We start from the raw sequence: 24,085 nt of genomic DNA, 5'->3' as shown, positions 1-24,085 counted from the left end.
GCGTCAAAAAAATGGCAAGTGTCATTTTTGTGTTATTTCATTATTTGAACTTAATCGCTGAATTTAAGGTGAAAAATGTTTAACTTTACGAAACTCTTTGGGGATTTATATTGTCAAAGTGAAGTCATCAAAAACCAATAACAACATGCTTGAGGAGTTCTCATGAGAAGGTTCCCCGTTTACGCACCTAAGCTTATTGTCAAACATGCACGTATTTTTCTTACAGGGGTTATTTGGGTTAAAGATCTAGGTTGCTTAGAGTTTAAGAAGGGACGTTTTTTAATGCCAAAAAAAAGCCTGCCAAAAGTAAAGCAGGCTGTTTCAGAACTTAATGAGCTATTAGCTGCTCAGCATAATGAAGCTAATGCTATTTAGCTTTCGCTATTAAGTAATCCAACAAGACCGTTAACTTTGTCATTCCAAGAGTTGAGGTCTTGTTGTAGTTGTTGATTAGTCTCAGTCAACTGAGCGTTCTTTTGCTTCTCTTCTTCAAGCTCCATTTTAAGTAGCTCAGCATTTTCAAGAGTAGCCTGGATTTTGGCTTCCAGTTGGGACAATAATTCAAGGCTCATATCGGGAGTCCTAATAGTTTCTGGATGGAATGCTGATTCTAGCAGTGACTGGGGTTTAAGGAATAGACAAATCTGTTAAGTGGTTAAAAAAAGTACCAGTTTTACTACTATTTTCTAAGCTTTAATCACCTTGAGCTGTATTTAGGTAATTTTTTACTGATATCTAGCAGCAATCCCTGATGTTCAGTGTCCCATGAAAGTCTTACTCATTAGATAAACCTCGTTTTAAAACGGCCTTTTTTGGGAATTGTCATCTTGTGCAGAACGATTGACGGTTAAATGTCATCCACATTGTCCATTTGCTTGACATTACAACTGATGATTCATAGTCTGCTAGCTCTGTTTTCAAGGTGGTAGCAAATGGACATCAAATATAATTTAAAATCGTCACGCCGTACTGAGCAATTTCATCCAGAAGGTAATGTTGGATTTGGTAATCTCAGAACTGATCATATGTTTTTAATGGATTATCGAGATGGCCAATGGTGCGATCCACGTATCGAACCTTATGCTCCTTTTGAGATTGCGCCAGGTGCAATTTCATTGCATTACGGTCAGTCTATTTTTGAAGGCGCAAAGGCCTTTATGCATGACGACGGTGAAATCTATACCTTTAGATTGAATAAGAATGCGGAACGTTTAAACAACTCTGCAGATATCTTATGTATTCCTAACCTTGATGAAGAGATTCAACTTGAAGCCATTAATGCGCTTATTGATGTGGATCGTTTGTGGTTCCCGATGCAAGATGGCGCTTGTTTGTATATTCGTCCTTTCATTTTTGCCACCGAAGATCGTCTATCGGTGAGTCCTAGCCTGAATTTTACCTTTTGCGTCATTTTAAGCCCAAGTGGCGCTTATTATGCTGATGGGGTAAGCAAAGCGATTCGTTTGCTTATTAGTAAGAAGTTCCACCGTGCAGTATCGGGTGGCACTGGCGCATCGAAAGCGGCGGGTAACTACGCTGCGTCACTGCGAGCGGGCCAAGCTGCTGCTGAATATGGCGCTGCTCAAGTGTTATATCTTGATGCTAATAATCAACAGATTGAAGAAGTGGGCGCAATGAACCACTTCCATGTGCTAAAAGATGGCACTGTGGTGATCCCAACATTTACTGATACGATTTTAAAATCAATCACCTCGCAATCAATGCTGGAGCTAGGGCACCTATTAGGCTGTGAAGTGCGTCAAGAGACGATCATGCTAGATAAGTTCATTGCTGATATCGAGGCGGGTGAAATTGTTGAGGCGGATGGCTTTGGCACCGCAGCAGTTGTGTCACCTGTGGGATCGTACATTTTTGAAGATGGACGAGTGGTAACCGTTGGTGATGGTGAGGTCGGCCCGTGTATTAAGCGAATCTACCAAATCTTTACTGAACTACAAAATGGTCAACTTGAAGGCCCTGAAGGCTGGGTTAAACGTGTTGAGCGAGTGGCTCCTTAATACCTAGTAGAATACCTAGTGCAGGTGTTTTGACCATTAAAAAGGCTCCTAAGGGAGCCTTTTGTGTATCTACCGCATGCCTGTTAACTGTTAGTTTTTTCAAGTTTGTCTTGCTGTAATACGGCCAAACATTCATCGGCTGGCAGAGGTTTACTCAGTAAGAAGCCTTGGACTTGATCACAGCCTTCTGACTGCAAGAAGTCGAGCTGTTCTTGGGTTTCTACCCCTTCGGCAACGACATTCAGCTCTAAACTATGGGCTAAGGTAATAATTGCACTGGTTATTGCTGCGTCATCAGGATCTTCAATGATATCGCGCACGAACTCTCGGTCGACTTTTAACGTATCAATAGGGAAACGTTTTAAGTAACTCAAGCTCGAATACCCAGTCCCAAAGTCATCAATAGCAATGGTGAGTCCTAAGGCTTTAAGTTGCGACAGCACTTCCACTGAATCCTTTGGATTACCCATGATCATAGATTCGGTTAACTCAAGCTCTAATGCTCCAGCAGGTAATCCTGAGACGGCCAATGCGACTTCAATTGTTGAAATGATATCCGCTTTTAATTGTCTTGCTGAGAGATTGACGGCAACTGAGATATCTTCAAAACCTTGTTTATGCCATTCAGCAAGTTGATTACACGCTTCATCAATGGCCCAGTGCCCAATGGCGTTGATCATCCCAGTTTCTTCTGCCAATGGAATAAATTCAACGGGTGAAATAAAGCCAAGCGTTTTACTTTCCCAACGCAGTAGCGCTTCAACGCCTAAAATTTGCTTGGTTTTAATATCGTATTTAGGCTGATAAACCAGATAGAGCTCGTTACTTTGAATCGCTTCTTTTAGCCCCGCTTCAAGCTCAACATGACGGGTGGCATATTGGTTTAGCTCTTCGGTGTAAAACTGGAAGTTATTGCGACCTAAAGATTTTGCATGATACATAGCGGTATCTGCATACTTGATCAGTGAGGTACTGTCGTCAGCGTCATTAGGGAATAAACTGATACCGATAGAAGGCGAGACAGTAATATTTTTATCTTCAAGTAAGAAAGGCGCTTTAAACGCTTTAAGCACTTTTTCAGCAATGATGGTAGCCGCTTTTAACTTGGCGACCTCTTCCAAAATAATGGTGAACTCATCCCCGCCTAGACGGGCAACGGTATCGCCTTCACGAATAGCATTTTGCAATCGACTCGCAACGGCTTTTAGCAGTAAATCACCCACATGGTGTCCCATGGAGTCATTGATGTGTTTAAAGCGGTCTAAATCAAGGAATAACAAGGCAACAATTGATCTCGAACGATGGGCCTTAGTGATAGCTTGATTAAGTCTATCTTGGAATAAGGTTCGGTTCGGCAGGCCTGTCAATGGGTCAAAGTTTGCTAAAATTCGCAAATCTTCTTCCGCTTTTTTACGGCTCGTGATGTCAGTAAATACCGCAACAAAGTGGCTGGTCTCACCCTTAGTATCAATGACTTGGTTGATTTCTAGCCAAGCCAAAATACCTTTTTTATCTTTAGTTCGAATGTTGATTTCACCGGCCCAATGCTTTTTACGCAGTAGCTGTAATTCGACATTATGGTAGAAATCTCGAGAACGCTTTCCATGGGCGAGGAATAAGAAATGCTTGCCCGCGATGGCATCAGGCTCAAAACCTGTTATTCGACTGAAAGCAGGGTTTACTGAGCGAACACGGTAATCTAGTTCTCCCACCACTACGGCCTCATTCATACTGTGCAGTACCTGAGTGGAGAGTTTCAGCTCGTTTTCAGTTTCTTTTCTGACAGTGATGTCTTTATGGGTTCCTGCCATTCTGACCGGTCTGTCTTGTTGATCCCATTCAACAACCTTGCCTCGATCGATTAACCAGATCCATTTTCCCGCTTGTTTTTCAACACGATATTCAGCTTCAAAGAACTCAAGTTTACCTTCAAGATGTTGATTAAGAATTTTCGACACCCTAGGTTTATCTTCTGGGTGAATATTATTAATCAAAGCTTGATCTTCATTACCAAGGCGCAGCGGTGGCACCATGTCTGTTCGGTAGACTTTATTTTCACGTATGTTCCAGTCCCACATGCCATCACCAGACGCCCATAGCGCCAGTTTCAGGCGCTCTTCAGAGGCGCGGATACTGATCTCAAATTCACGCTGTTGTTCACGCTTTAGCTGTTTAAGATAAATCAGGAAAGTAATCGCCAGCATGATGGCAATACCATAAATGACGTAAGCTGCTTTACTTAAATAAAACGGTGGGACGATTGTAAATTTGATACTAAACGGAGCTTGGTTAAAACTGTTGTCTGTTAACGTGAAGCGCACCAGTAACTCATACTCTTTAGGTGCGAGACCTGTAAAAGTAATATTGTTGGTATTGTTAAGTTCAACCCAATCGTTATTGTGCCCGACTAATTTATAACTTAATTGGTGAAATCCTGGGTAATTGTATTCAAGCGCACTGACTTCAAAACGAATGACATTATTTGCAAATGGCATGGTCAGCTCAGGAGGATGAGATAAGTCATGCAATTGATGATGCTCATTTCCAATGGTATAGCTCGTAAGCGCTAATTTGACATCAGGCCTTTCTGCGGGCACTTCATTTGGGGTAAATTGGTTAATGCCATTAATCCCGCCAAACCATAAGTCACCATCTGCATCCCTAAACTTGACGCCACCATTAAACTCGTTGGCTTGCACACCATCAAAGACATTAAATGCCACGAGTTGATTATCAGGAGTGACACGAATGATGCCTGAGTTCGTGCTTAACCAGAGGTTTTGCTGGTTATCTTCGAGAATGGCATAGACCGTGTGTTGCTTTAATGATTTATTTAAGGCTTCAAAGTGAATGCTACCGTCTGCCAGTTCAATAATTTTGTCGACACCGCTATGGGTTGCCATTAAAAAGTCACCCGTGCTGGTAGCAATAAAATCACGGATACGATTATCACTCAGTGTTGATTCGTCCGCGGGTTGGCGAACTTTTAACGTGAGTTTTTTATCATCTGGCTTTAGCCTTACTAGGCCTGCCATTGTCCCAATCCAAAGGTTATTTTGATGATATTTTAGAGAAAGAATTGAGCGCTCTTGAGGTGAGTATGTCTCTTGGTAATTAAATTGATATTGATGTAGTACCCCTTCGCCAGGTAAGACAAAATACAGTCCATTACTGCTCCCCACCCATAAGCGCTGTTTGTCGTCTAACGCGAGCGAGCGTATATGCAAAGTGTTGGGAATAAGGTGGTCAAATGCCGGTAAAAAACTGAGCTGTTGATCCGGTGTCAGTCTGGCTAAACCATGATCAGTTCCGAACCATAAGTTGCCATCGGGCGTTTCAGTTATTGCATGTACCGTGATGTTTAATTCAGATTCATTAAGGTTTAATGCTGTGGCAAACAAGTCATTGTAATAATAAAATTGGCCTTGTTTTTCATCAAAGGTTTTAACTCCTGCGCTTTCGGTTCCAATCCATAGTCTGTCTTGGCTATCACGAAATATAGCTCTGATCATATTAGCCATTTTGGGCTTAGATGGGTGCATTTCATAAATATGATTAAAATAGACTTGGTTAAGATTAAGCTTGTTAATACCAGAATAACGAGTGCCTAACCACAATGTACCATCGGGCGCGAGCATGATGGTTTGTAAGTTATTTTCGCTGATTGAATGACGGCTATTAGGGTCATATTTATGGATTTTACTGCGCCACTGACCGTCGATTAAATCAAGTTGTATTAATCCTGCATTAGCACCAATAGCCCATACTTGTTGGCTATTGCTGATGACAAAATCATGAATTTCGTTAAAGATGGTTGGCTGCTGATTAGTCCATACGAGTGTTTTTTCGTGGGTGATGAGATCATAGCGAACTAGCTCGTTACCTATCGCGAACCAAACAGAGTCATCTTGAGCGTTAGTATGAATGCTATTGACTCTTAAATCTGCAGGGATATCTAAGCGAATGATGGTATTGCTATCAATGGCAAATGTGCCGCTTTGCTCAGTGCCAACAAAGATATATTTATCATCGACATTAGCGACATAGCTGATGCTGGGGTCAATGCTATTACTGATACTAATCTTGGTGATTTTATTGGTTTTTAGCGAGAGGGTATAAAGGCCTGTTTTGGTGCCAATCCATAATGAGTCACCAATTAAACTTAAGCTGGTTAAGCGTAAGTCATTTAGACCGCTTTCTAAGCCATAATTGGTGAACTTGCCAGTGGCTAAATCTAGTTTGCTGAGGCCTTGAGAGAAGGTCGCAACCCACAAGCTATCGTCAGGTGATTGCAAGATATCAATAATGTAATTACCGACAATGCTAGACGGGTCGTTACTGTCATTGAGAAAAATATCAAACTCGATTCCGTTATAGCTATGCAGTCCATCTTGGGTTCCGACCCATAGCATACCAGCCTTATCCATAAACAGTTTGGTGACTGAGTTTTGGTTCAGCTCATTAGAGCCTTCGAACTGATCAAACGATAATAAATGATTATCATTTTTAGGTGTGATTGCGATAGCTTGAATTGTCATTGAGATGATAAACATCGCAATGATAAAAGACGTGCTAAATAATGTGGCTAAACGTAAATTCAATCTGCACCTATAGTAATTAGAATAAACACCTAGTGATGTTGGTTGCATATTGTTAGTTAGGATGTAAATGCTTAACAAGAATAGTCATAGCGGAGAGAAATAACACACTATCCGTTTGTTAAATACACAAAAAAAAGCATTTAAATCGTCATAAGCAACCATATTACGTAGCTATATGCTTTATTTCAAATTACATTTCAGTTTTACGTAGGGTGGATGTTGCAAAAGCTTAATAGAGTTAACAATTTACTTAAAAGTTAACGCTATAAAGTAAAAAACACGCTGAATAGCGTGTTTTTAGTCATGTTCGATAATGCTATTAATTATCTTGTTTTTGATCAGGGGCATGTTGCTGGAAAATTTCCTCAAGCTGCTGGTCTTTATCGAACCAAACTTGATTTAACCAACGTTGAAATTCAACCCGGGTTTCAGCTTGCGAGAAATACACTTCAGAATCGACTTCTGGCACAGGCATTTGCTCAATACGTACGACAATCTTTTTCACCCGCCCTGACATGACTTCGTACAAAATGCCTTCTTTTGCTTTAGCATCAGCATCAGGATAGGCCAATGTCATGTTCAATAAGCCAGTAAACTGCTCACCCATAGCTGAAAGAGTAAACGCGATTCCACCTGCTTTAGGACGCAATAAATGACGATAAGGTGATTGTTGGCGACGATGTTTATCTTCAGTGAAACGGCTACCTTCAACATAATTGATGATTGACGTTGGGATATGGATAAACTTCTCACATGCTTTGCGAGTCGTTTCTAAATCTTTGCCTTTGAGTTTAGGATTCTTTTTTAGTTTGGCTGGGCTGGTTCGGTTCATAAATGGCATATCCAATGCCCAACAGCCTAATCCTAAAAATGGGACAAATATGAGCTCTCGTTTTAAAAAGAACTTCATCATTGGTACGTTGTTGCGCAAAATATACGTTTGTGCAGCAATATCAAATCCACTGACATGATTACTGATAATTAAATACCAGCCATTTTCATCCAGTCCTTCTAGTCCCTCAATGTCCCATTCAATTTTGGCGATTAAATTTAAAATGCCGCCATTACATGATGCCCAAGCCCACATAAAGCGATTCATTAATCGTGAAATATGGTTACGACCTAGAGCCACTGGCACGAATAATTTAATGATGCCGCCAATACTGATTAATCCTGCCCATACGACAGTGTTAATAATTAAAAGTAATGAACTGATAAAGAACAGTATCGGACCTGGTAAAAAACTTAGCATGGAGCTAAATACCTCTAGTTATTTTGTCAGCCATTTCGCTGATTTTGTTATCTTTTTCGAGCCATAGTTGATTGAGTTGATTTTGGAACTCAATTTTAAACTCACGATCTTTACTGTAGTCACCACGCATTGCGTCAGGAATCGTCGTCACTTGAATATCAACATGGACTTCATCGAGGCCATTACAAATATATTCCCAGTAGGAAGGTATTTTATCAGGATAATAAATGGTGACATTGACTAATTTATTAATCTGGCTGCCCATTGCGTCAAGGGCAAATGCCATTCCACCTGCTTTAGGTTTTAATAAATGACGATACGGTGAGGCTTGTTTTGTATGTTTGCCAGGATGAAAGCGAGTTCCCTCGACAAAGTTCATTACACTCACAGGCTTATGCTTGAATTTTTCACATGACTTGCGAGTTATCTCAATATCTTTCCCTTTAAGTTTAGGGTTCTTTTTAAGTTGTGCTGTGGAATAACGGCGCATAAAAGGGAAATCTAACGCCCACCAAGCTAGCCCTAATACTGGAACATAAATGAGTTGCTGCTTTAAGAAAAATTTCAAAAAAGGAATTTTGCGGTTAAATACTCGCTGTAAAATTAAGATGTCGACCCAAGATTGGTGGTTGGCAATGACCATATACCATTCTTTTTCTGAAAACTGACTATCGCCAGTTAACCTTATCTTCGTTGGGTGCAATATTGACTCAATCACACCGTTAACAGTGATCCACGCACTGGCACAGTTATCTAAAATATAACTGCATATTTTACGAATGATGTTTATTGGTAACACTTTGAATATACTAAATATAAGTATAGGTATTACCCAGAATACGGTATTTATTACATAGCAAATAAATGCTATCGATCCTTTAATTTTTGCAAACAGCGGCATCTAGCTCTCCTGTGAATGGAGGCTTATGTTACTCCGTGAAATGATTTGGCTCAATCCGAAGGACAATAATATCGCAATTTTTACGCAAAAATTACACGCTGTTCAGTCTGTATCATTGACTTACTATGATGATTGTCCGTACTCACTGCTGACTCAATCGATGCATCAACCTATCCATGGCTCGATATCCTAATGCTTGAGCAATATGGCGTCTTTCAGTTGTTTTGGATTGTTGTAGGTCTGCGATGGTTCGAGCAACCCGCTGGATCCGATGAAAGCTTCTCACAGATAAACCGAGCTGCTGTACACTTGCGTCTAAAAACTCTAAGTCAGCTTGGTTCATGTTTAAATGCTGTTTTAACAGTGAAGGGGACAGTTCACTGTTAAGCAAACCTGCGCGCGATAACTGTATCTGTCTTGCTTGATTGACCCTTTTGGCAATACTTTCACTGCTTTCAGCAGTTTGCTGGGGTTGGGTGAGAGTGCCTGCTGGCAGTTTAGGGACTTCGATTGTTAAATCAAAACGGTCTAAAAATGGACCTGAAAGTTTAGATAGATAACGCTGAATTTGGTCGGGGGTTGAGCGGGCATTATCTACATCGCCACAAGGGCTTGGGTTCATGGCTGCAATCAGTTGAAAACGACTCGAGAATTTTACTTTTGCTGCTGCGCGAGAAATGACGACTTCGCCAGACTCCATAGGTTCACGTAGGCAATCTAATACTTTACGTGGAAACTCGGCTATTTCATCTAAAAACAATATTCCTCTATGGGCTAGTGATATCTCACCTGGCTTTGGGATGCTGCCACCGCCAACTAATGAAATTGATGAGCATGTGTGGTGTGGTGCTCTAAAGGGACGTTCAAGAAAAGCGTTTGGTTTGATGTTTAACCCTGCGACAGAATGAATAGCGGCAACATCAATAGCTTCTTCATAGCTGAGCTTGGGCAATAGCGGAATGATTCGGTTAGCGAGCATACTTTTGCCGGTGCCGGGAGGGCCTAAAAATAAAGTATTGTGCCCACCTGCTGCAGCGATTTCTAACCCTTGCTTGGCCTGATATTGGCCTATGACTTCGCTTAAGCATAACTGCGGGCCTGTTGCTTCATCTTCAAACCATTGCGGTTGCTGGTCAACAAGTGGTAGTTGAGCTTGACCATGCATAAAGGCGGCAAGGTGCTGTAAATGGGCAACAAAGTGAGTTTGCTCAAAGCCGACTAACTCTGCTTCTCGTCTGTTTTCTAAAGGGATAAATAATTGATGTTGTTGGTTTTTGGCTGCAATGATTGCTGGCAGTATGCCAATACATGGACGAACCTCTCCCGATAACGCCAGCTCTCCAATAAATTCACTGTGAGCCAATTTATCCGACGGCACTTGGCCTGAAGCCGCTAAAATACCGATTGCAATGGGCAAGTCATATCGACCTCCTTGTTTGGGGAGGTCGGCTGGAGCGAGATTAACGGTAATGCGCTGCATGGGAAACTCAAAGCCGGCGTTGATTAATGCACTTCTAACCCGTTCACGGGCTTCTTTTACTGAGGTTTCTGGTAATCCGACTAAATTAAAAGCAGGTAATCCATTACTTAGGTGAACTTCGACTGTGACTTTAGGGGCTTCAACGCCGCAGCAAGCACGTGTGACAACGCAGGCAATCGCCATAAACAAATCCTTTTGTTTTTCGTTTACAGATATTTAATGACACTTAATGAGGTTATTAAGCCCATTAAGTGTAGCAGGTAAATAAATCGCTGTAGCCAAACCCCACCTATAACAAAAATAAGTGGGTTAGGATGAGTATTTATTTAATAGAATCAGAGCGTAAGGTTTTGATGCGTTCATCAATGTCGGGGTGAGTACTGGCCCAGTCTGGTATGTCGAGATTATGCTCAGCTTGCAATAACTGGTATAGCTCGACGATAGAGTCGGTATTTTTGTACCAAGTTTGAAGTTGCAATGCTGCAAACTGGTCGGCTTCTCGTTCATGATTTCGAGAATAGGTTAAGCTGGTCCCTAATACCGTGACACTGACAAGCATATCTGAGATCCCGCTGGCATCACCGACAATTAGCGCTGCTCCAACAGAGAGGATTGATGATTGTATTAACGTTGTGAGTACATGCCTGTGATGAACATGACCCAGCTCATGCAAAATAACCGCTTCAAGTTGTTGGTCGTTTTTCGCGAGGTTAATCATGTCATCCGTTAATATAATTTGACCGTCTGCGAGTGCAAAAGCATTAGCACCATCTTTGCTGTTATAGATTAACAAAGAAGGTTGGATTGAAAATACTATCTGCTCTTGATGCAGTTTATCTAATGTCTGCTGAAATAACTGCTGCAGTTCAATTTGTCTTTGTGGCTTGATTTGGCTTTCGGTGAATCCCATGGACTCCACTAAGCTGAACGTTTGCTCACCGACTTCTTCCACTACGGCATCCGGTAATAAGTGGGCGATGGTTTTAGAAGCTGCAGGTATGCCATGCGCAACAATAAAATACAGCGCAGCTAGTGAAACCAAGGTTGCAATAATAATCAGTCCAAGGTTTTTTTCTAGCTGGGCTATCCAGCTTTTTTTAGCATGAATGTTGAGCCATTGATTAAGCTGTTGAGGATCTGTTGAAACAAAAACATGTCCGCTGGAAAACGTGATATGACGAGCCATATTACCTATAGGATCTGTAACAGTGGTTTGGTCTAGTTGAAATTGCCCTCGGTGAACGTCAGAGGACAATGTCAGCATTCCATTTTTACCCAGCACTAATGTGGCTGGGTATTTTGTGGCTTGTTTAGGGGCAAGAATATGCCCATTAACTTGTTCTATCACAGCTTCATTCCAGCAAACCTTGGCATTGCTAAACTATGCCAATATTAATATCAAAGGCATCTGCCACTTCATCTGCCACAGCGGTGCTACTTTGCTCATTATGGTCATGAGCTGTGAAAGCATCTAAGTTTCCTTCAACTGCAGTGACTTCTGCCATGTACTTAGCAAAACGGACATCAGCCCAAGCTTTACCCATGCCAAAGGTGAACATAACAAGCAGTAGATTAGTGACAACTAAGAATAAGAAACTTGAGGTTTTCATTGTCGATGTCATTTGTAAGTCATCATTAATAGATGTTTGGCTAAAGACATAATTGCGAACACAGACTTGAACATAGGCTGCGATGAGCATTGATAGAATAAACATGAAGAAGTATCCGAAGAACACCATGCCTATCAACGAAGCATTATTTTTAAATGCTTCTTCAGAGGCGCCACTTTGAATTAGCTCAACAATCGACCCCATCATGCCAAAAGCAAATGCAAAAACTGAAAAAAGTAAGCCTGCACCGAAGAATAACCCAATGGCGGTGACGGCAATTTTGGCATACTGATTGATTTCAAGTTTGGCATTAAATGCCTTATCACCATAGCGATAACCATTGATTAAGTATTGCGCCATTCCAGCGCTAACCCAAGCGTAAGAATAAATAGCAGCAACAAAGAAAAATACCACGCCTGCGGTAATTGCAATGCCGATAGCAATGGGGTTATCTGTCATTAATCTTGTAACAACACCAATACCAAATCCACCCGCGACAACAATAATATATGCCGCAATGGGTTTTAGCAGTAGATTGATATATGCACCGCCATAAGAGCCAGCAAAATCAAATCTAACATTGCGAAAACGTGTCATACGAGCATCAAAACGGGCATTTCTAACGGCTAGAAATGGTACTGCTAACATGAATATGATGGCTAATGCGACAGCGACAGGAGGCATAGTGCTACTGAGCACTGACCATGTAATCAATAAGAATACGGCAATAATTCGGCCAATTAAGATTTGCATTGGCTTGGCAAGGTACTCGAATCTGTCACCGCCTAATTCAGTATTTCCGTAAAAGTAATTATTGGTTCTCACTTTGGCCCAGGCTGAGTAAATGCCGAATGTCACCATGGTGAGTAAAACGTTGACTATCCAAATACCAAAAAATTCACCGCCAATACCGTGAAATTTAAATGGAGTACTGGTTGTTGATGTGTCTGAAGATATTGTTGATGTCGAAGCTGTAGAGGCGGTACTGCCTTGTGATGAGTCTATGGTACTCATTTAGATTTCCTTCCGTTGGAATTGAGCTGGTTATTAAAACGTTAAAAGTGATATAAATCAATATTTTTAATCATATTTTTGTCGCTTTATTTTGTGCATTACACTGAGTCACAATAAGCGGTTTTGGCGGGTTGGTTTTTATCAGTAGCATATTGAACGGTGAGTAAGCTTTCTCACAGCACATAATCATGCAAGGTGTGATTTTTACAGACATAATTTAGTTAAATGACATTCAAGCTCCAGTCTGCGGAGGCGAATCACTACTCAAATAGACTATGTTGTATACAGTTAGGCTGTGTTGTATGCCGTTAGACTATGCTTTATTCAGATAACTGCGATAGGTATTGGTTGAAAAAGGACATGTCACAATGCGAGCTTTGCTCATTTTTATGTTACTAATGCTTTCAAATTCAGTGCTGGCGAGTACTAATGTCGTGTTTTTAAATCCCGGTGCAGCCGATGATTCATTTTGGCGCCATATTGATAATGTCATGCAAGTTACAGCGCAAGATCAAGATTTTAATTTAACGGTTTTACATTCAAACCGTGACCGTAATTTGATGTTAAATCAGGCGGTTGAAATTTCTAATCATGCATCTTTACCGGACTATCTTGTCATGGTTAACGATAAAGATGTTGCTAAAAAAGTGCTTGATACTTTTTACCAAAAACCCGTTCACATTATTTTTATGATTAATGATATTGAGCAGCCACTTAGGTTGCAGTTAATGAACGATCCCCACTGGAAAAAGTACTTATTACCTGCAGTTATTGAAGACAATTATCATATTGGTCGTGAGTCTGCTGCAGCATTAACTCAATTATTTACGACTACCCCCGCACATGTGGTGGCTGTAGCGGGAGATGATGTAAGGGAAACATCGCTACTACGCACACAAGGAATGGAGGGGTATTTTAACCTGCATTTGAATACCGTATTGGAGCTGGTCGTTTATGCAGATTGGCAAGCCAATAAAGCCTACGAACAAACGCATATATTGCTGAATCGTTTTCCTGGGGTAGACGGCTTATGGATTGGCAATGATGAAATGGCAGTTGGGGTCGTTAAAGCCTTAAAAGAAACCCACCGAAAACCGGGTGAAGATATTAAAGTATTGGCGATTAACCCTTCGGTCTTGTCATATGAGTTACTTAAAAATGGTGACGTCAATGCGATAGGAGGAGGCTCATTTTTATTAGCAGGTGTGGTGGGGCTAAATATTGCTCGTCATCAGCAAAAACAAACATTTGACCTATGCCTTGAACATAATTTTTATCGTCACTTAACACTTGAATGCCCTTTATTTCGTATGATTGTTAACAATCAATGGCACCAAATTCTTGAGCAAGAAGTCAAAGCGGTATGCAGTGTCAATTAGCGCAGCTTCTTCAACTCTAAATCAATAATCTGAGTGATTAAATGACCTCTAAAAAGGCATGTAAAATGGGTTCGTGGGTGCGTTTTTGTTTACAACAACAGCCAAGCTGAAATGGGGCAATATTTTGCTGTGTATCTAATTTAACCAGTCGTTCTCTTACTGGACTATTTTCAACCACAGCTTCTGGGCTGATACTGACACCACACCCTAACGCGACCATAGAAGTTATCGCTTCTTGACCTGATACTTGAGCATAAATATTAGGTTTGAATCCCATTGCTTTAAACCAGTTGTCAGCTCGGCGTCGCCCAGGGCCATGATCCGGCACAATGAAGGGTAATTTTGCCCAATCAATGGGAACGGTATTAACCATTTGCTGTACTTGGCAATTAATTGTCGGAGCGTAAACATGCAAAGGCACTTGATCAATTTCTGCAAAGTGGAGACTACTCGGCAATGAATCAGGTAAGGCGATGATGGCAATATCAGCGCGGTTATGCTGAATTTCATCTACAGCATTAGCTGCATCACCTGTATTAAGGGTGATTTCTACCATAGGATGTTCACGTCTAAATCGATCTAACAAGGCTGGAAGGTGGCTGTATGCTGCTGTAACTGAACAATATAAATTGATCCGCCCGTGCAGTAGAGGTTGGTCCGGGTCAATTCGACCTTTCAGGTTGAGCTATTCGGATAAGGTTTGTTCTGCAAAACGCCTAAATTCAGTTCCCGCATGGGTCATACTGACACTGCGGTTATCTCGTTCAAATAATTTGCAGCCCACCTCTTCTTCTAATCGCTGCATCGCTCGACTGAGCGTAGATGGACTCACATGGGTTTGTTCTGCAGTTTTACCAAAATGCAGACTATCACATAGGTGTACGTATAGTTTTAACGCACGAATATCCATGAATCAACCTTAAATAAATGAGTAAAAAAACAGTATGAAATGGATCATTTTTAGTATTGCATAAAATGCAATATAGCATCCCGAATATATCATTTTAAGCAATGATCAGCTTACGCTATAGTGATCCCAATCACAACTTTTGTGCCGTGAGATTGCCAAAATGTTGTGTCTCAAATTTCTGAATTAAAGGTGGTATCTCAGATGGCTAACTATTTTAACTCTCTGAATTTACGTCAACAATTAGCTCAATTAGCTCAATGCCGCTTTATGGACCGTAATGAGTTTAGTGACGGTTGTAATTTTATTAAAGATTGGAACATTGTGATTTTAGGTTGTGGGGCACAGGGCCTGAACCAAGGTCTCAATATGCGTGACTCAGGACTGAATATTTCATTTGCACTTCGCCCACAAGCGATTGCTGAAAAGCGTGCTTCTTGGAAACAAGCCACTGATAACGGCTTTAAAGTCGGTACATTTGAAGAGCTTATTCCTGATGCTGATTTGGTATTAAATCTAACTCCAGATAAACAGCATTCAAATGTTGTTAACGCAGTTATGCCATTAATGAAGCAAGGTTCAACCTTGTCATATTCCCATGGTTTTAACATCGTTGAAGAAGGTATGCAGGTTCGCTCTGATATCACCGTTGTGATGGTAGCGCCTAAGTGTCCTGGTACTGAAGTTCGTGAAGAATACAAACGTGGTTTTGGTGTACCGACATTGATTGCTGTCCACCCTGAGAATGATCCTAAAGGTGATGGCCTTGCCATTGCTAAAGCATATGCAAGTGCAACAGGCGGCGACAGAGCTGGTGTGTTGTTATCTTCATTTGTTGCCGAAGTTAAGTCTGACTTAATGGGCGAGCAAACCATCCTTTGTGGCATGTTGCAGACTGGTGCAATCCTTGGTTACGAGAAAATGGTTGCTGATGGTGTTGAGCCAGGTTACGCGGGTAAGTTAATCCAACAAGGTTGGGAAACAGTAACTGAAGCGCTGAAACATGGCGGCATCACGAACATGATGGATCGTTTATCGAATCCTGCCAAAGTGAAAGCGTTTGAAGTTGCCGAAGAACTAAAAGTGATTCTTAAGCCGTTATTTGAAAAGCACATGGATGACATTATCAGTGGTGAGTTTTCTCGCACCATGATGGAAGACTGGGCTAATGACGATGCAAATTTACTGCGTTGGAGATCTGAAACCAACGAAACAGCATTTGAAAATGCACCGGCATCTGATGAGTATATCGACGAGCAAACTTACTTTGATAAAGGCATTTTCTTAGTTGCTATGATCAAAGCAGGTGTTGAATTAGCGTTCGATACTATGGTTGCTGCGGGCATTATCGAAGAGTCGGCTTACTATGAGTCACTCCATGAGACGCCTCTTATTGCCAACACCATTGCACGTAAACGTTTATATGAAATGAACGTGGTTATTTCTGATACTGCTGAATACGGTTGTTACCTATTTAACCATGCTGCAGTGCCATTATTACGTGACTATGTAGCTGGCATGTCTTCAGAATTGTTAGGAGCTGGTCTAAAAGAAGGCTCAAACAGTGTTGATAACAAGCGTTTGATTGAAGTAAATGAAGCGATTCGTCATACCGATGTTGAGTTCATTGGTGCAGAGTTACGCGGTTACATGACTGACATGAAAGGTATTGTTGAAGCTAGCTAATATTTGTTGATTGTGTTGTGAAATACCTGTTCAGCTAAGCTATCGAGCAGGCATCTATCTACCATTTGCTAAATGCGTAGAAGAAACAATCTATAGAAAATTAGGATGATAAAGACGGATTATGTCCTAATCATCATAGCTTTAGATTTTGTTGTTGTTTGCATTGTCTCGGCAGGGAAGCTGAATTTTTTTTACAACACATGATTTTTTGTTGTGTTTATAAATCACTTTATGGTACTCCTATAGAGGATAAATTATAAACAAGTCCGGCATGGAGCCTGACTCAACAAAAATAAACAATTATTTTTTAGGAATCAGTTAACCATGTTTAACCAAGCTGCCCAGCTCATTATTGTGATTATTACCGTCGTGATTATTAAGTCACCGCGGGGGTGGCGTTTGGCAAAGAGACAGAGTTAATCGTCAGAATTTGCAAAACCCCCGCTCCGAAAGGACCGGGGGTTTTTTGTTTTCTAGGGTTTATTTTGTTTCACATAAGCAAGGTTAAATGAGAGCCAATAAGTGGCAATAACGATTTATCAGACGCACTGACCTTAGCTCAGTAAATGCAGATGAAATACGAGACTATCAATATGGAATCAGGACAGACAATGCGCGGCGCCGATGCCGTTATCAAAGTATTAGCGGCACATGGTGTGACGACGATTTTTGGTTACCCTGGTGGGGCAATCATGCCGATTTATGATGCGCTATATGGTCATCCTGTTGAGCACTTACTGAGTCGTCATGAACAAGGCGCGGCCTTTGCGGCTGTAGGCTATGCCAGAGCCAGTGGCAAAACAGGCGTGTGCTTTGCAACATCAGGGCCTGGTGCGACGAACTTGATAACGTCATTATCGGACGCCTTACTCGATTCGGTCCCAGTGGTTGCGATAACGGGGCAAGTCTCTACCGCTGTAATTGGTACCGATGCTTTTCAAGAAATAGATGTACTCGGGATGTCGCTGTCATGCACCAAACACAGCTTTATGGTGACAGACATTAATGAATTAATTCCTACACTTTATAAAGCGTTTGAAATCGCTGCATCTGGTCGTCCAGGCCCTGTATTGGTTGATATCCCAAAAGATATTCAAATCGCTGAGCTTGAATATAAAACACCTCTACTTTCAGTGGTTGAAGAGCCAGCTCCGGCATTAACCGATATCGAGGCAGCACGAGCACTATTACAACAAGCGAGTAAACCTATCCTTTATGTTGGTGGTGGTGTAGGTATGGCTGGCGCAGTTGATCATTTGCGTCAATTTATCAATGAAACAGGCATACCTTCGGTTGCAACCTTAAAGGGCTTGGGGGCGATTGAGCATGGCACCAAAGGCTATTTGGGTATGTTAGGTATGCACGGCGGCAAAGCCGCTAACCTCGCTGTGCAAAACTGTGATTTATTGATAGTGGTCGGTGCGCGCTTTGATGACCGTGTTACCGGACGTTTAGCTACGTTTGCAGGCAACGCCAAGGTGTTGCATCTAGATATTGATATCGCTGAAATCAATAAATTACGCCAAGCGGATGTGGCTATTTCAGCTGACTTTCGTCAAGTATTACCCGCATTGTCTAACTCACTTGAACTTAAATCACATGAGTTAGCACTGTGGCAACAAGAGGTGGAAGAGCTTTATCGTGAGCATCAATGGGATTATCAACATCCTGGCGATTTAATCTATGCGCCAGCAATGTTACGCCGCTTAGCGAATAAATTACCTGAAGACAGTGTTGTGAGCTGTGATGTCGGTCAGCATCAAATGTGGGTAGCTCAGCATATGTGGTTCCGCCGTCCAGAAGATCACTTGTCTAGTGCTGGTCTTGGCACAATGGGATTTGGCTTGCCTGCAGCAATTGGTGCACAAGTTGCTCGCCCAGATGCAACAGTCGTGACGGTATCGGGTGATGGCTCATTCATGATGAATGTGCAAGAGCTGACAACCATTAAGCGCCGCAAGTTACCTGTGAAAATTTTGCTTATCGATAACCAAAAGTTAGGCATGGTGAAGCAATGGCAGCAATTGTTTTTTGAACAGCGATACAGCGAAACCGATTTATCTGACAATCCTGATTTTGTGTTAATGGCATCGGCATTTGATATTCCGGGCCGCACCATACATCGTGCAGAAGAAGTAGAAGCTGCACTCGATGAAATGCTTGCTGCACCTGGACCTTTTATGCTGCACGTAGCCATTGATGATGCATTTAACGTCTGGCCTTTAGTGCCGCCAGGAGCGTGCAATAGTGACATGATGGACCAAATGGAGAAGCAAACATGATGCATTCAATAGAGCTGTTGCTATCGCCGCAACCTGAAGTGTTAGAACGAGTATTACGAGTAACTCGTCATCGTGGTTTTACAATCAGTGAACTGAACATGACAGTCACAGAATCGGGTGAGTTTAAGGTTAACTTTACCGTTAATAGTGACAGAGTCATTGAATTATTAACGCATCAATTAGGTAAATTATTTGATGTGATTAATTGCCAAGTGGTTATGCCATCTAAGCCTCAAACGGCTTCTACTTGCGCAACTGCTTAATGCATTTCATCAATATTCGATAGAAGGGAAAGAAAATGGCTGCGACTCAATCAGAACTGATATGGTTTAATGGTGAAATCATGCCTTGGCAAAATGCTACGGTACACGTGATGACACACGCAATGCATTACGGCACGTCTGTCTTTGAAGGCATTCGTATTTACGATACGCACCTTGGCCCAGCAGGATTCCGGTTAACCGATCATGTACAGCGTTTATTTGATTCAGCCAAAATTTATCGCATGAATGTGCCATATGATTTTGAGCAAGTCATGCAAGCGTGCAGTGACTCAGTCCTTAAGAATAATCTGCAAAGTGCCTACATTCGTCCGCTTATCTTTATGGGAAATGTCGGAATGGGGATAACACCGCCTAGCGATGCACAATGTGAATTAGTGGTAGCAGCATTTGAGTGGGGAGCGTACCTAGGAGCTGATAGTATGGATGCTGGTGTTGATGTAGCCGTTACCTCATGGCAACGTTTAGCACCAAATACGATTCCGACTGGCGCTAAAGCTGGTGGTAATTACCTATCATCATTACAAATTTCGACAGAAGCTAAACGTAATGGCTTTGATGAAGGTATCGCACTCGATACCAATGGCTTAGTGAGTGAAGGTGCAGGGGCTAATCTTTTTGTTGTTAAAAATAATAAGATTTATACCCCGCCGGCTACCGCTGCTATTTTGAAAGGCATTACCCGCGACACCATCATGGTGTTGGCAAGAGACTTAGGCTACGAGGTTATTGAAGAAGCCATGGCACGAGAGTTTTTATACGTAGCAGATGAAATTTTCATGACAGGAACAGCGGCTGAAATTGTTCCAGTCAGAAGTGTCGATAGAATTGAAGTTGGCTCAGGAAAGCGTGGTGCCGTTACCCAGCAAGTTCAACAGTCTTTCTTTGGTTTGTTTAACGGAGAAACTGAAGATAAATGGGGCTGGTTAGAGCCATTAGTCGCATCAGACTAAGCGATTTAAGCATCGTTAAGCAGTCAATATAAGACTGATATACACAACAATAACTCATAATGAATATTTTTAAGGTTTTACTGATGGCTTCATCCCAGTAAAGCGACACAGGAAGGAAAAGACAATGCCTAAACTACGTTCAGCAACCAGTACCGAAGGTCGTAACATGGCTGGCGCACGTGCACTTTGGCGAGCGACGGGTGTAAAAGAGAAAGACTTCGGTAAGCCGATTATTGCGATCTCGAATTCATTTACCCAATTTGTTCCAGGTCATGTGCATTTAAAAGACATGGGGCAATTAGTTGCTGGCGCGATTGAAGAGGCTGGTGGTATTGCTAAAGAATTTAACACTATTGCTGTTGATGATGGTATCGCAATGGGTCACGGCGGCATGTTGTATAGTTTGCCGTCCCGAGAGTTGATTGCCGACAGCGTTGAATACATGGTGAATGCCCATTGCGCCGATGCCTTAGTGTGTATTTCTAACTGTGACAAAATCACTCCTGGCATGTTGATGGCGGCATTAAGATTGAATATCCCGGTGATATTTGTATCAGGTGGCCCGATGGAAGCGGGTAAAACTAAGCTTTCAGATCAAATCATCAAGCTTGATTTAGTTGATGCTATGGTTGCAGGTGCTGATACCAATGTCAGTGATGAAGACAGTAAGCAAATTGAGCGTAGTGCTTGTCCTACATGTGGTTCATGTTCAGGTATGTTTACTGCTAACTCGATGAATTGTTTAACCGAAGCCCTCGGCTTATCTTTACCGGGTAATGGTTCTCTTTTAGCAACGCATGCAGCTCGTCGTAATTTATTTTTAGAAGCGGGTCGCCGTATCATGGATCTTGCGACACGTTATTACCGTGACGATGATGACAGCGTATTACCTCGTAATATTGCGTCTTTTAAATCATTTGAAAATGCTATGGCACTCGATATTGCGATGGGCGGTTCATCTAATACCGTTTTACATTTGATTGCAGCGGCTCAAGAAGGTGAAGTGGACTTTACGATGGCCGACATCGATAGAATGTCACGCCTTGTGCCTCATTTATGTAAGGTTGCGCCTTCTACACCAAAATATCATATGGAAGATGTGCATCGTGCGGGTGGTGTCATGGGCATTCTAGGTGAGCTAGATAGAGCTGGCTTACTGCATACGGATGTGCCACATGTTGCTGCTGATAATGGCGATTTAAAGTCTGTTCTAGCAAAGTATGATATTGCCCAAACTCAAGATGAAACGATTCGCCGCTTTTATAGTGCAGGTCCAGCAGGCATTCCAACACAAACTGCATTTAGCCAAGACTGTTATTGGGATAGTGTGGATGATGACCGTCAAGAAGGGTGTATTCGTACTCGTGAAAATGCCTTTAGCCAAGAAGGTGGTTTAGCGGTGTTGTCAGGCAACGTTGCTGAGAATGGCTGTATTGTTAAAACGGCCGGTGTGGATGAAGAAAACCTGACTTTTGTCGGGACGGCACGTATTTATGAAAGCCAAGATGATGCTGTTGACGGCATTTTAGGTGGCGAAGTGGTTGCTGGTGATGTGGTTGTTATCCGCTATGAAGGTCCTAAAGGTGGCCCAGGCATGCAAGAAATGCTGTATCCAACCACATACCTTAAATCTCGAGGTTTAGGTAAAGCCTGTGCATTGATTACTGATGGCCGATTCTCTGGTGGGACGTCAGGATTGTCTATTGGTCATATTTCTCCTGAAGCTGCTGCGGGTGGCACCATTGCCTTGGTTGAGAATGGCGACCAAATAGAAATTGATATTCCTTCACGCTCGATCAAACTTGCGGTATCTGATGATGTATTAGCGCAGCGTAAAGCAGCGATGGAAGCCAAAGGGCTACAAGCTTGGAAACCACTAGCTCGTGAGCGTTATGTGTCATTAGCACTCAAAGCTTATGCATTATTGGCAACCAGTGCTGATAAAGGTGCGGTAAGAGATCGCAGTAAGCTAGAAGGCTAGTGTAAACATGAGCGTTAACCTAAAACTGATGGAATGAGGCCTATGTCTTTAGCACAAGAATATTTGCAAAAAACGCTGTTATCATCAGTTTATGATGTGGCCAAAGTAACGCCGTTATCGAGCTTAAATAAACTGTCAGCCAGATTGGGGTGTCAAGTTTACTTAAAGCGTGAAGGCATGCAGCCGGTACACTCTTTTAAACTACGTGGCGCGTATAACTGTATGGCGCAACTGACTCCTGAGCAATGTAAGAATGGGGTGGTTTGTGCGTCAGCTGGTAATCATGCGCAAGGTGTGGCTATGTCGGCGGCAAGCCGTGGTATTGATGCCGTGATTGTTATGCCAGGTACCACGCCTGATATTAAAATTGATGCGGTAAAGCGCCTTGGTGGCAATGTGGTGTTGTTTGGTGAAGGTTTTGATCAAGCAAACGAACATGCAAAGCAACTTGCTGAGCGTGAAATGCGCACTTACATTGCCCCATTTGATGATGAACATGTCATTGCAGGTCAAGGCACTGTTGCACAAGAAATGCTACAACAGCAACGTGATATCGATACCGTGTTTGTTCCTGTCGGTGGTGGTGGACTGATTGCTGGCATCGCTGCTTATTATAAAGCTGTGATGCCACAAGTTAAGATTATTGGTGTTGAGCCAGAAGATGCCGCTTGCTTAAAAGCGGCGTTAGATGCAGGCGAGCCAGTGTCTCTATCTCAAGTTGGACTATTTGCAGATGGAGTTGCAGTTAAACGTATCGGTGAAGAGCCATTTAGAATCGCAAAACATTATGTTGATGATGTTGTTACTGTCACCTCTGATGAAATCTGCGCCGCAGTTAAAGATATTTTTGAAGATACCCGTGCAATTTCAGAACCGGCTGGAGCATTGTCTATTGCAGGATTAAAGAAATACTTGCAACTACACCCTAAAGAGGCTGGTAAAGGTGAGCGGGTAGCCGCCATTTTAAGTGGTGCGAATGTGAACTTTCATAGCTTACGTTATGTGTCTGAACGCTGTGAATTAGGCGAGCAAAAAGAGGCTGTTTTAGCGGTTAAAGTGCCTGAGAAACCAGGGAGCTTTTTACGTTTTTGCCAAATTTTAAATAAACGTGCAATGACCGAGTTTAATTATCGCTTTAGCAGTCGTGACAGTGCGGTGGTATTTGCCGGCATTCGTATAAGCCAAGGTCAAGCTGAATTAGATGAGATTATTGCTAACCTAGAGTCGGAAGACTTTCAGGTGCAAGATTTATCAGAAGATGAAACGGCCAAACTGCATGTGCGTTATATGGTTGGTGGCAGACCACCAGAGCCATTAGATGAGCGTCTATTTAGCTTTGAGTTTCCTGAGCACCCTGGTGCACTGTTGAAGTTTTTGACCACCTTACAAAGCCAATGGAATATCAGTTTATTCCATTATCGCAACCACGGCGCTGCATTTGGGCGTGTGCTAGCTGGGTTTGAAGTCCCATCTTCTGACGAAGCGGCGTTTGCTCGTTTTTTAACAGAGCTCGGTTTTGTTTACCAAGAGGAAACTGATAGCCCTGCTTATCAATTGTTTTTGAACTCTGGTCACTAAATTAAATCGCGAATAAAGGCTTCCTACATAGGGAGCCTTTTAGATAACAAGGCGATTTCAAGCTAATAAATTTCAATAGGATACAGATTCAATACATAGTCTGTGTTATTGTCATTTCTGCCCAAAGAGGCGAGATAGCCACAAACGAAATGATATTCGGTG

At 42.1% G+C, this 24,085-nt stretch carries 16 protein-coding genes and 1 pseudogene; 9 read left to right on the top strand and 8 right to left on the bottom strand.

Translation table 11 applies throughout. The features are described 5' to 3' along the window. Positions 1-162: 162 nt before the first annotated feature. Positions 163-375, top strand: coding sequence for a DUF1107 domain-containing protein (locus SJ2017_RS19390; protein WP_055026160.1), 213 nt, complete (start codon positions 163-165; stop codon positions 373-375). Here SJ2017_RS19390 and zapB read toward each other — a convergent pair. Next, positions 372-572 (bottom strand): cell division protein ZapB, encoded by a 201-nt coding sequence (zapB, locus tag SJ2017_RS19385; protein ID WP_055026159.1) that lies wholly within the window; start codon positions 570-572, stop codon positions 372-374. The two genes, SJ2017_RS19390 and zapB, sit on opposite strands and share 4 nt — an antisense overlap. Positions 573-932: 360 nt before the next feature. Here zapB and SJ2017_RS19380 point away from each other — a divergent pair, with 360 nt between their 5' ends. Beyond that, complete coding sequence (locus tag SJ2017_RS19380) at positions 933-2,018, top strand: branched-chain amino acid aminotransferase (protein ID WP_080917016.1); 1,086 nt, start codon at positions 933-935, stop codon at positions 2,016-2,018. 83 nt (positions 2,019-2,101) lie between these two features. Here the strand turns inward: SJ2017_RS19380 and SJ2017_RS19375 are convergent, their stop codons facing one another. The 6 genes from SJ2017_RS19375 to SJ2017_RS19350 form a co-directional block, all read right to left on the bottom strand. Continuing rightward, positions 2,102-6,619, bottom strand: a complete 4,518-nt coding sequence (locus tag SJ2017_RS19375; protein ID WP_244899737.1) for an EAL domain-containing protein — start codon at positions 6,617-6,619, stop codon at positions 2,102-2,104. 319 nt (positions 6,620-6,938) lie between these two features. Continuing rightward, complete coding sequence (locus tag SJ2017_RS19370) at positions 6,939-7,871, bottom strand: acyltransferase (RefSeq protein ID WP_055026157.1); 933 nt, start codon at positions 7,869-7,871, stop codon at positions 6,939-6,941. A gap of 4 nt (positions 7,872-7,875) precedes the next feature. Continuing rightward, positions 7,876-8,772: an acyltransferase gene (locus tag SJ2017_RS19365; RefSeq protein WP_055026156.1), complete on the bottom strand. Its 897-nt coding sequence runs from the start codon at positions 8,770-8,772 to the stop codon at positions 7,876-7,878. Between the two features lie 142 nt (positions 8,773-8,914). Next, positions 8,915-10,435, bottom strand: coding sequence for a YifB family Mg chelatase-like AAA ATPase (locus SJ2017_RS19360; RefSeq protein ID WP_080917014.1), 1,521 nt, complete (start codon positions 10,433-10,435; stop codon positions 8,915-8,917). A gap of 139 nt (positions 10,436-10,574) precedes the next feature. Next, a complete protein-coding gene (locus tag SJ2017_RS19355; RefSeq protein ID WP_080917013.1) occupies positions 10,575-11,600 on the bottom strand; it encodes a M48 family metallopeptidase in 1,026 nt (341 codons plus the stop codon). Positions 11,601-11,628: 28 nt separating this feature from the next. Beyond that, a complete protein-coding gene (locus SJ2017_RS19350; RefSeq protein WP_080917011.1) occupies positions 11,629-12,876 on the bottom strand; it encodes a YjgN family protein in 1,248 nt (415 codons plus the stop codon). A 368-nt stretch (positions 12,877-13,244) separates the two neighbouring features. Here SJ2017_RS19350 and SJ2017_RS19345 point away from each other — a divergent pair, with 368 nt between their 5' ends. Further along, positions 13,245-14,255 (top strand): substrate-binding domain-containing protein, encoded by a 1,011-nt coding sequence (locus SJ2017_RS19345; protein WP_080917010.1) that lies wholly within the window; start codon positions 13,245-13,247, stop codon positions 14,253-14,255. A gap of 37 nt (positions 14,256-14,292) precedes the next feature. Here SJ2017_RS19345 and ilvY read toward each other — a convergent pair. Next, a pseudogene (gene ilvY, locus SJ2017_RS19340) lies at positions 14,293-15,165 on the bottom strand (HTH-type transcriptional activator IlvY). A 201-nt stretch (positions 15,166-15,366) separates the two neighbouring features. On the opposite strand from ilvY, the gene ilvC reads away from it, so the two are divergent. The 6 genes from ilvC to ilvA all read left to right on the top strand — a co-directional run bounded on the left by ilvC (position 15,367) and on the right by ilvA (position 23,923). Continuing rightward, positions 15,367-16,848, top strand: a complete 1,482-nt coding sequence (gene ilvC, locus SJ2017_RS19335) for a ketol-acid reductoisomerase (RefSeq protein WP_055026150.1) — start codon at positions 15,367-15,369, stop codon at positions 16,846-16,848. A 593-nt stretch (positions 16,849-17,441) separates the two neighbouring features. After that, complete coding sequence (gene ilvG / locus SJ2017_RS19330) at positions 17,442-19,130, top strand: acetolactate synthase 2 catalytic subunit (protein WP_080917008.1); 1,689 nt, start codon at positions 17,442-17,444, stop codon at positions 19,128-19,130. Beyond that, positions 19,127-19,393 (top strand): acetolactate synthase 2 small subunit, encoded by a 267-nt coding sequence (gene ilvM / locus SJ2017_RS19325; protein ID WP_080917007.1) that lies wholly within the window; start codon positions 19,127-19,129, stop codon positions 19,391-19,393. Before ilvG ends, ilvM begins: the two co-directional genes overlap by 4 nt. A gap of 35 nt (positions 19,394-19,428) precedes the next feature. After that, positions 19,429-20,364, top strand: coding sequence for a branched-chain amino acid transaminase (locus SJ2017_RS19320; protein WP_055026147.1), 936 nt, complete (start codon positions 19,429-19,431; stop codon positions 20,362-20,364). Between the two features lie 124 nt (positions 20,365-20,488). After that, entirely contained in the window at positions 20,489-22,345 is a 1,857-nt protein-coding gene (gene ilvD, locus SJ2017_RS19315; RefSeq protein ID WP_080917005.1) for a dihydroxy-acid dehydratase, read from the top strand. 42 nt (positions 22,346-22,387) lie between these two features. After that, positions 22,388-23,923, top strand: coding sequence for a threonine ammonia-lyase, biosynthetic (ilvA, locus tag SJ2017_RS19310; RefSeq protein ID WP_244899736.1), 1,536 nt, complete (start codon positions 22,388-22,390; stop codon positions 23,921-23,923). Positions 23,924-24,085: the final 162 nt, after the last annotated feature.

This window comes from Shewanella japonica (assembly GCF_002075795.1).
Taxonomy (GTDB): Bacteria; Pseudomonadota; Gammaproteobacteria; order Enterobacterales; family Shewanellaceae; genus Shewanella; species Shewanella japonica.
This window is presented reverse-complemented; position numbering and strand designations above follow the sequence as displayed.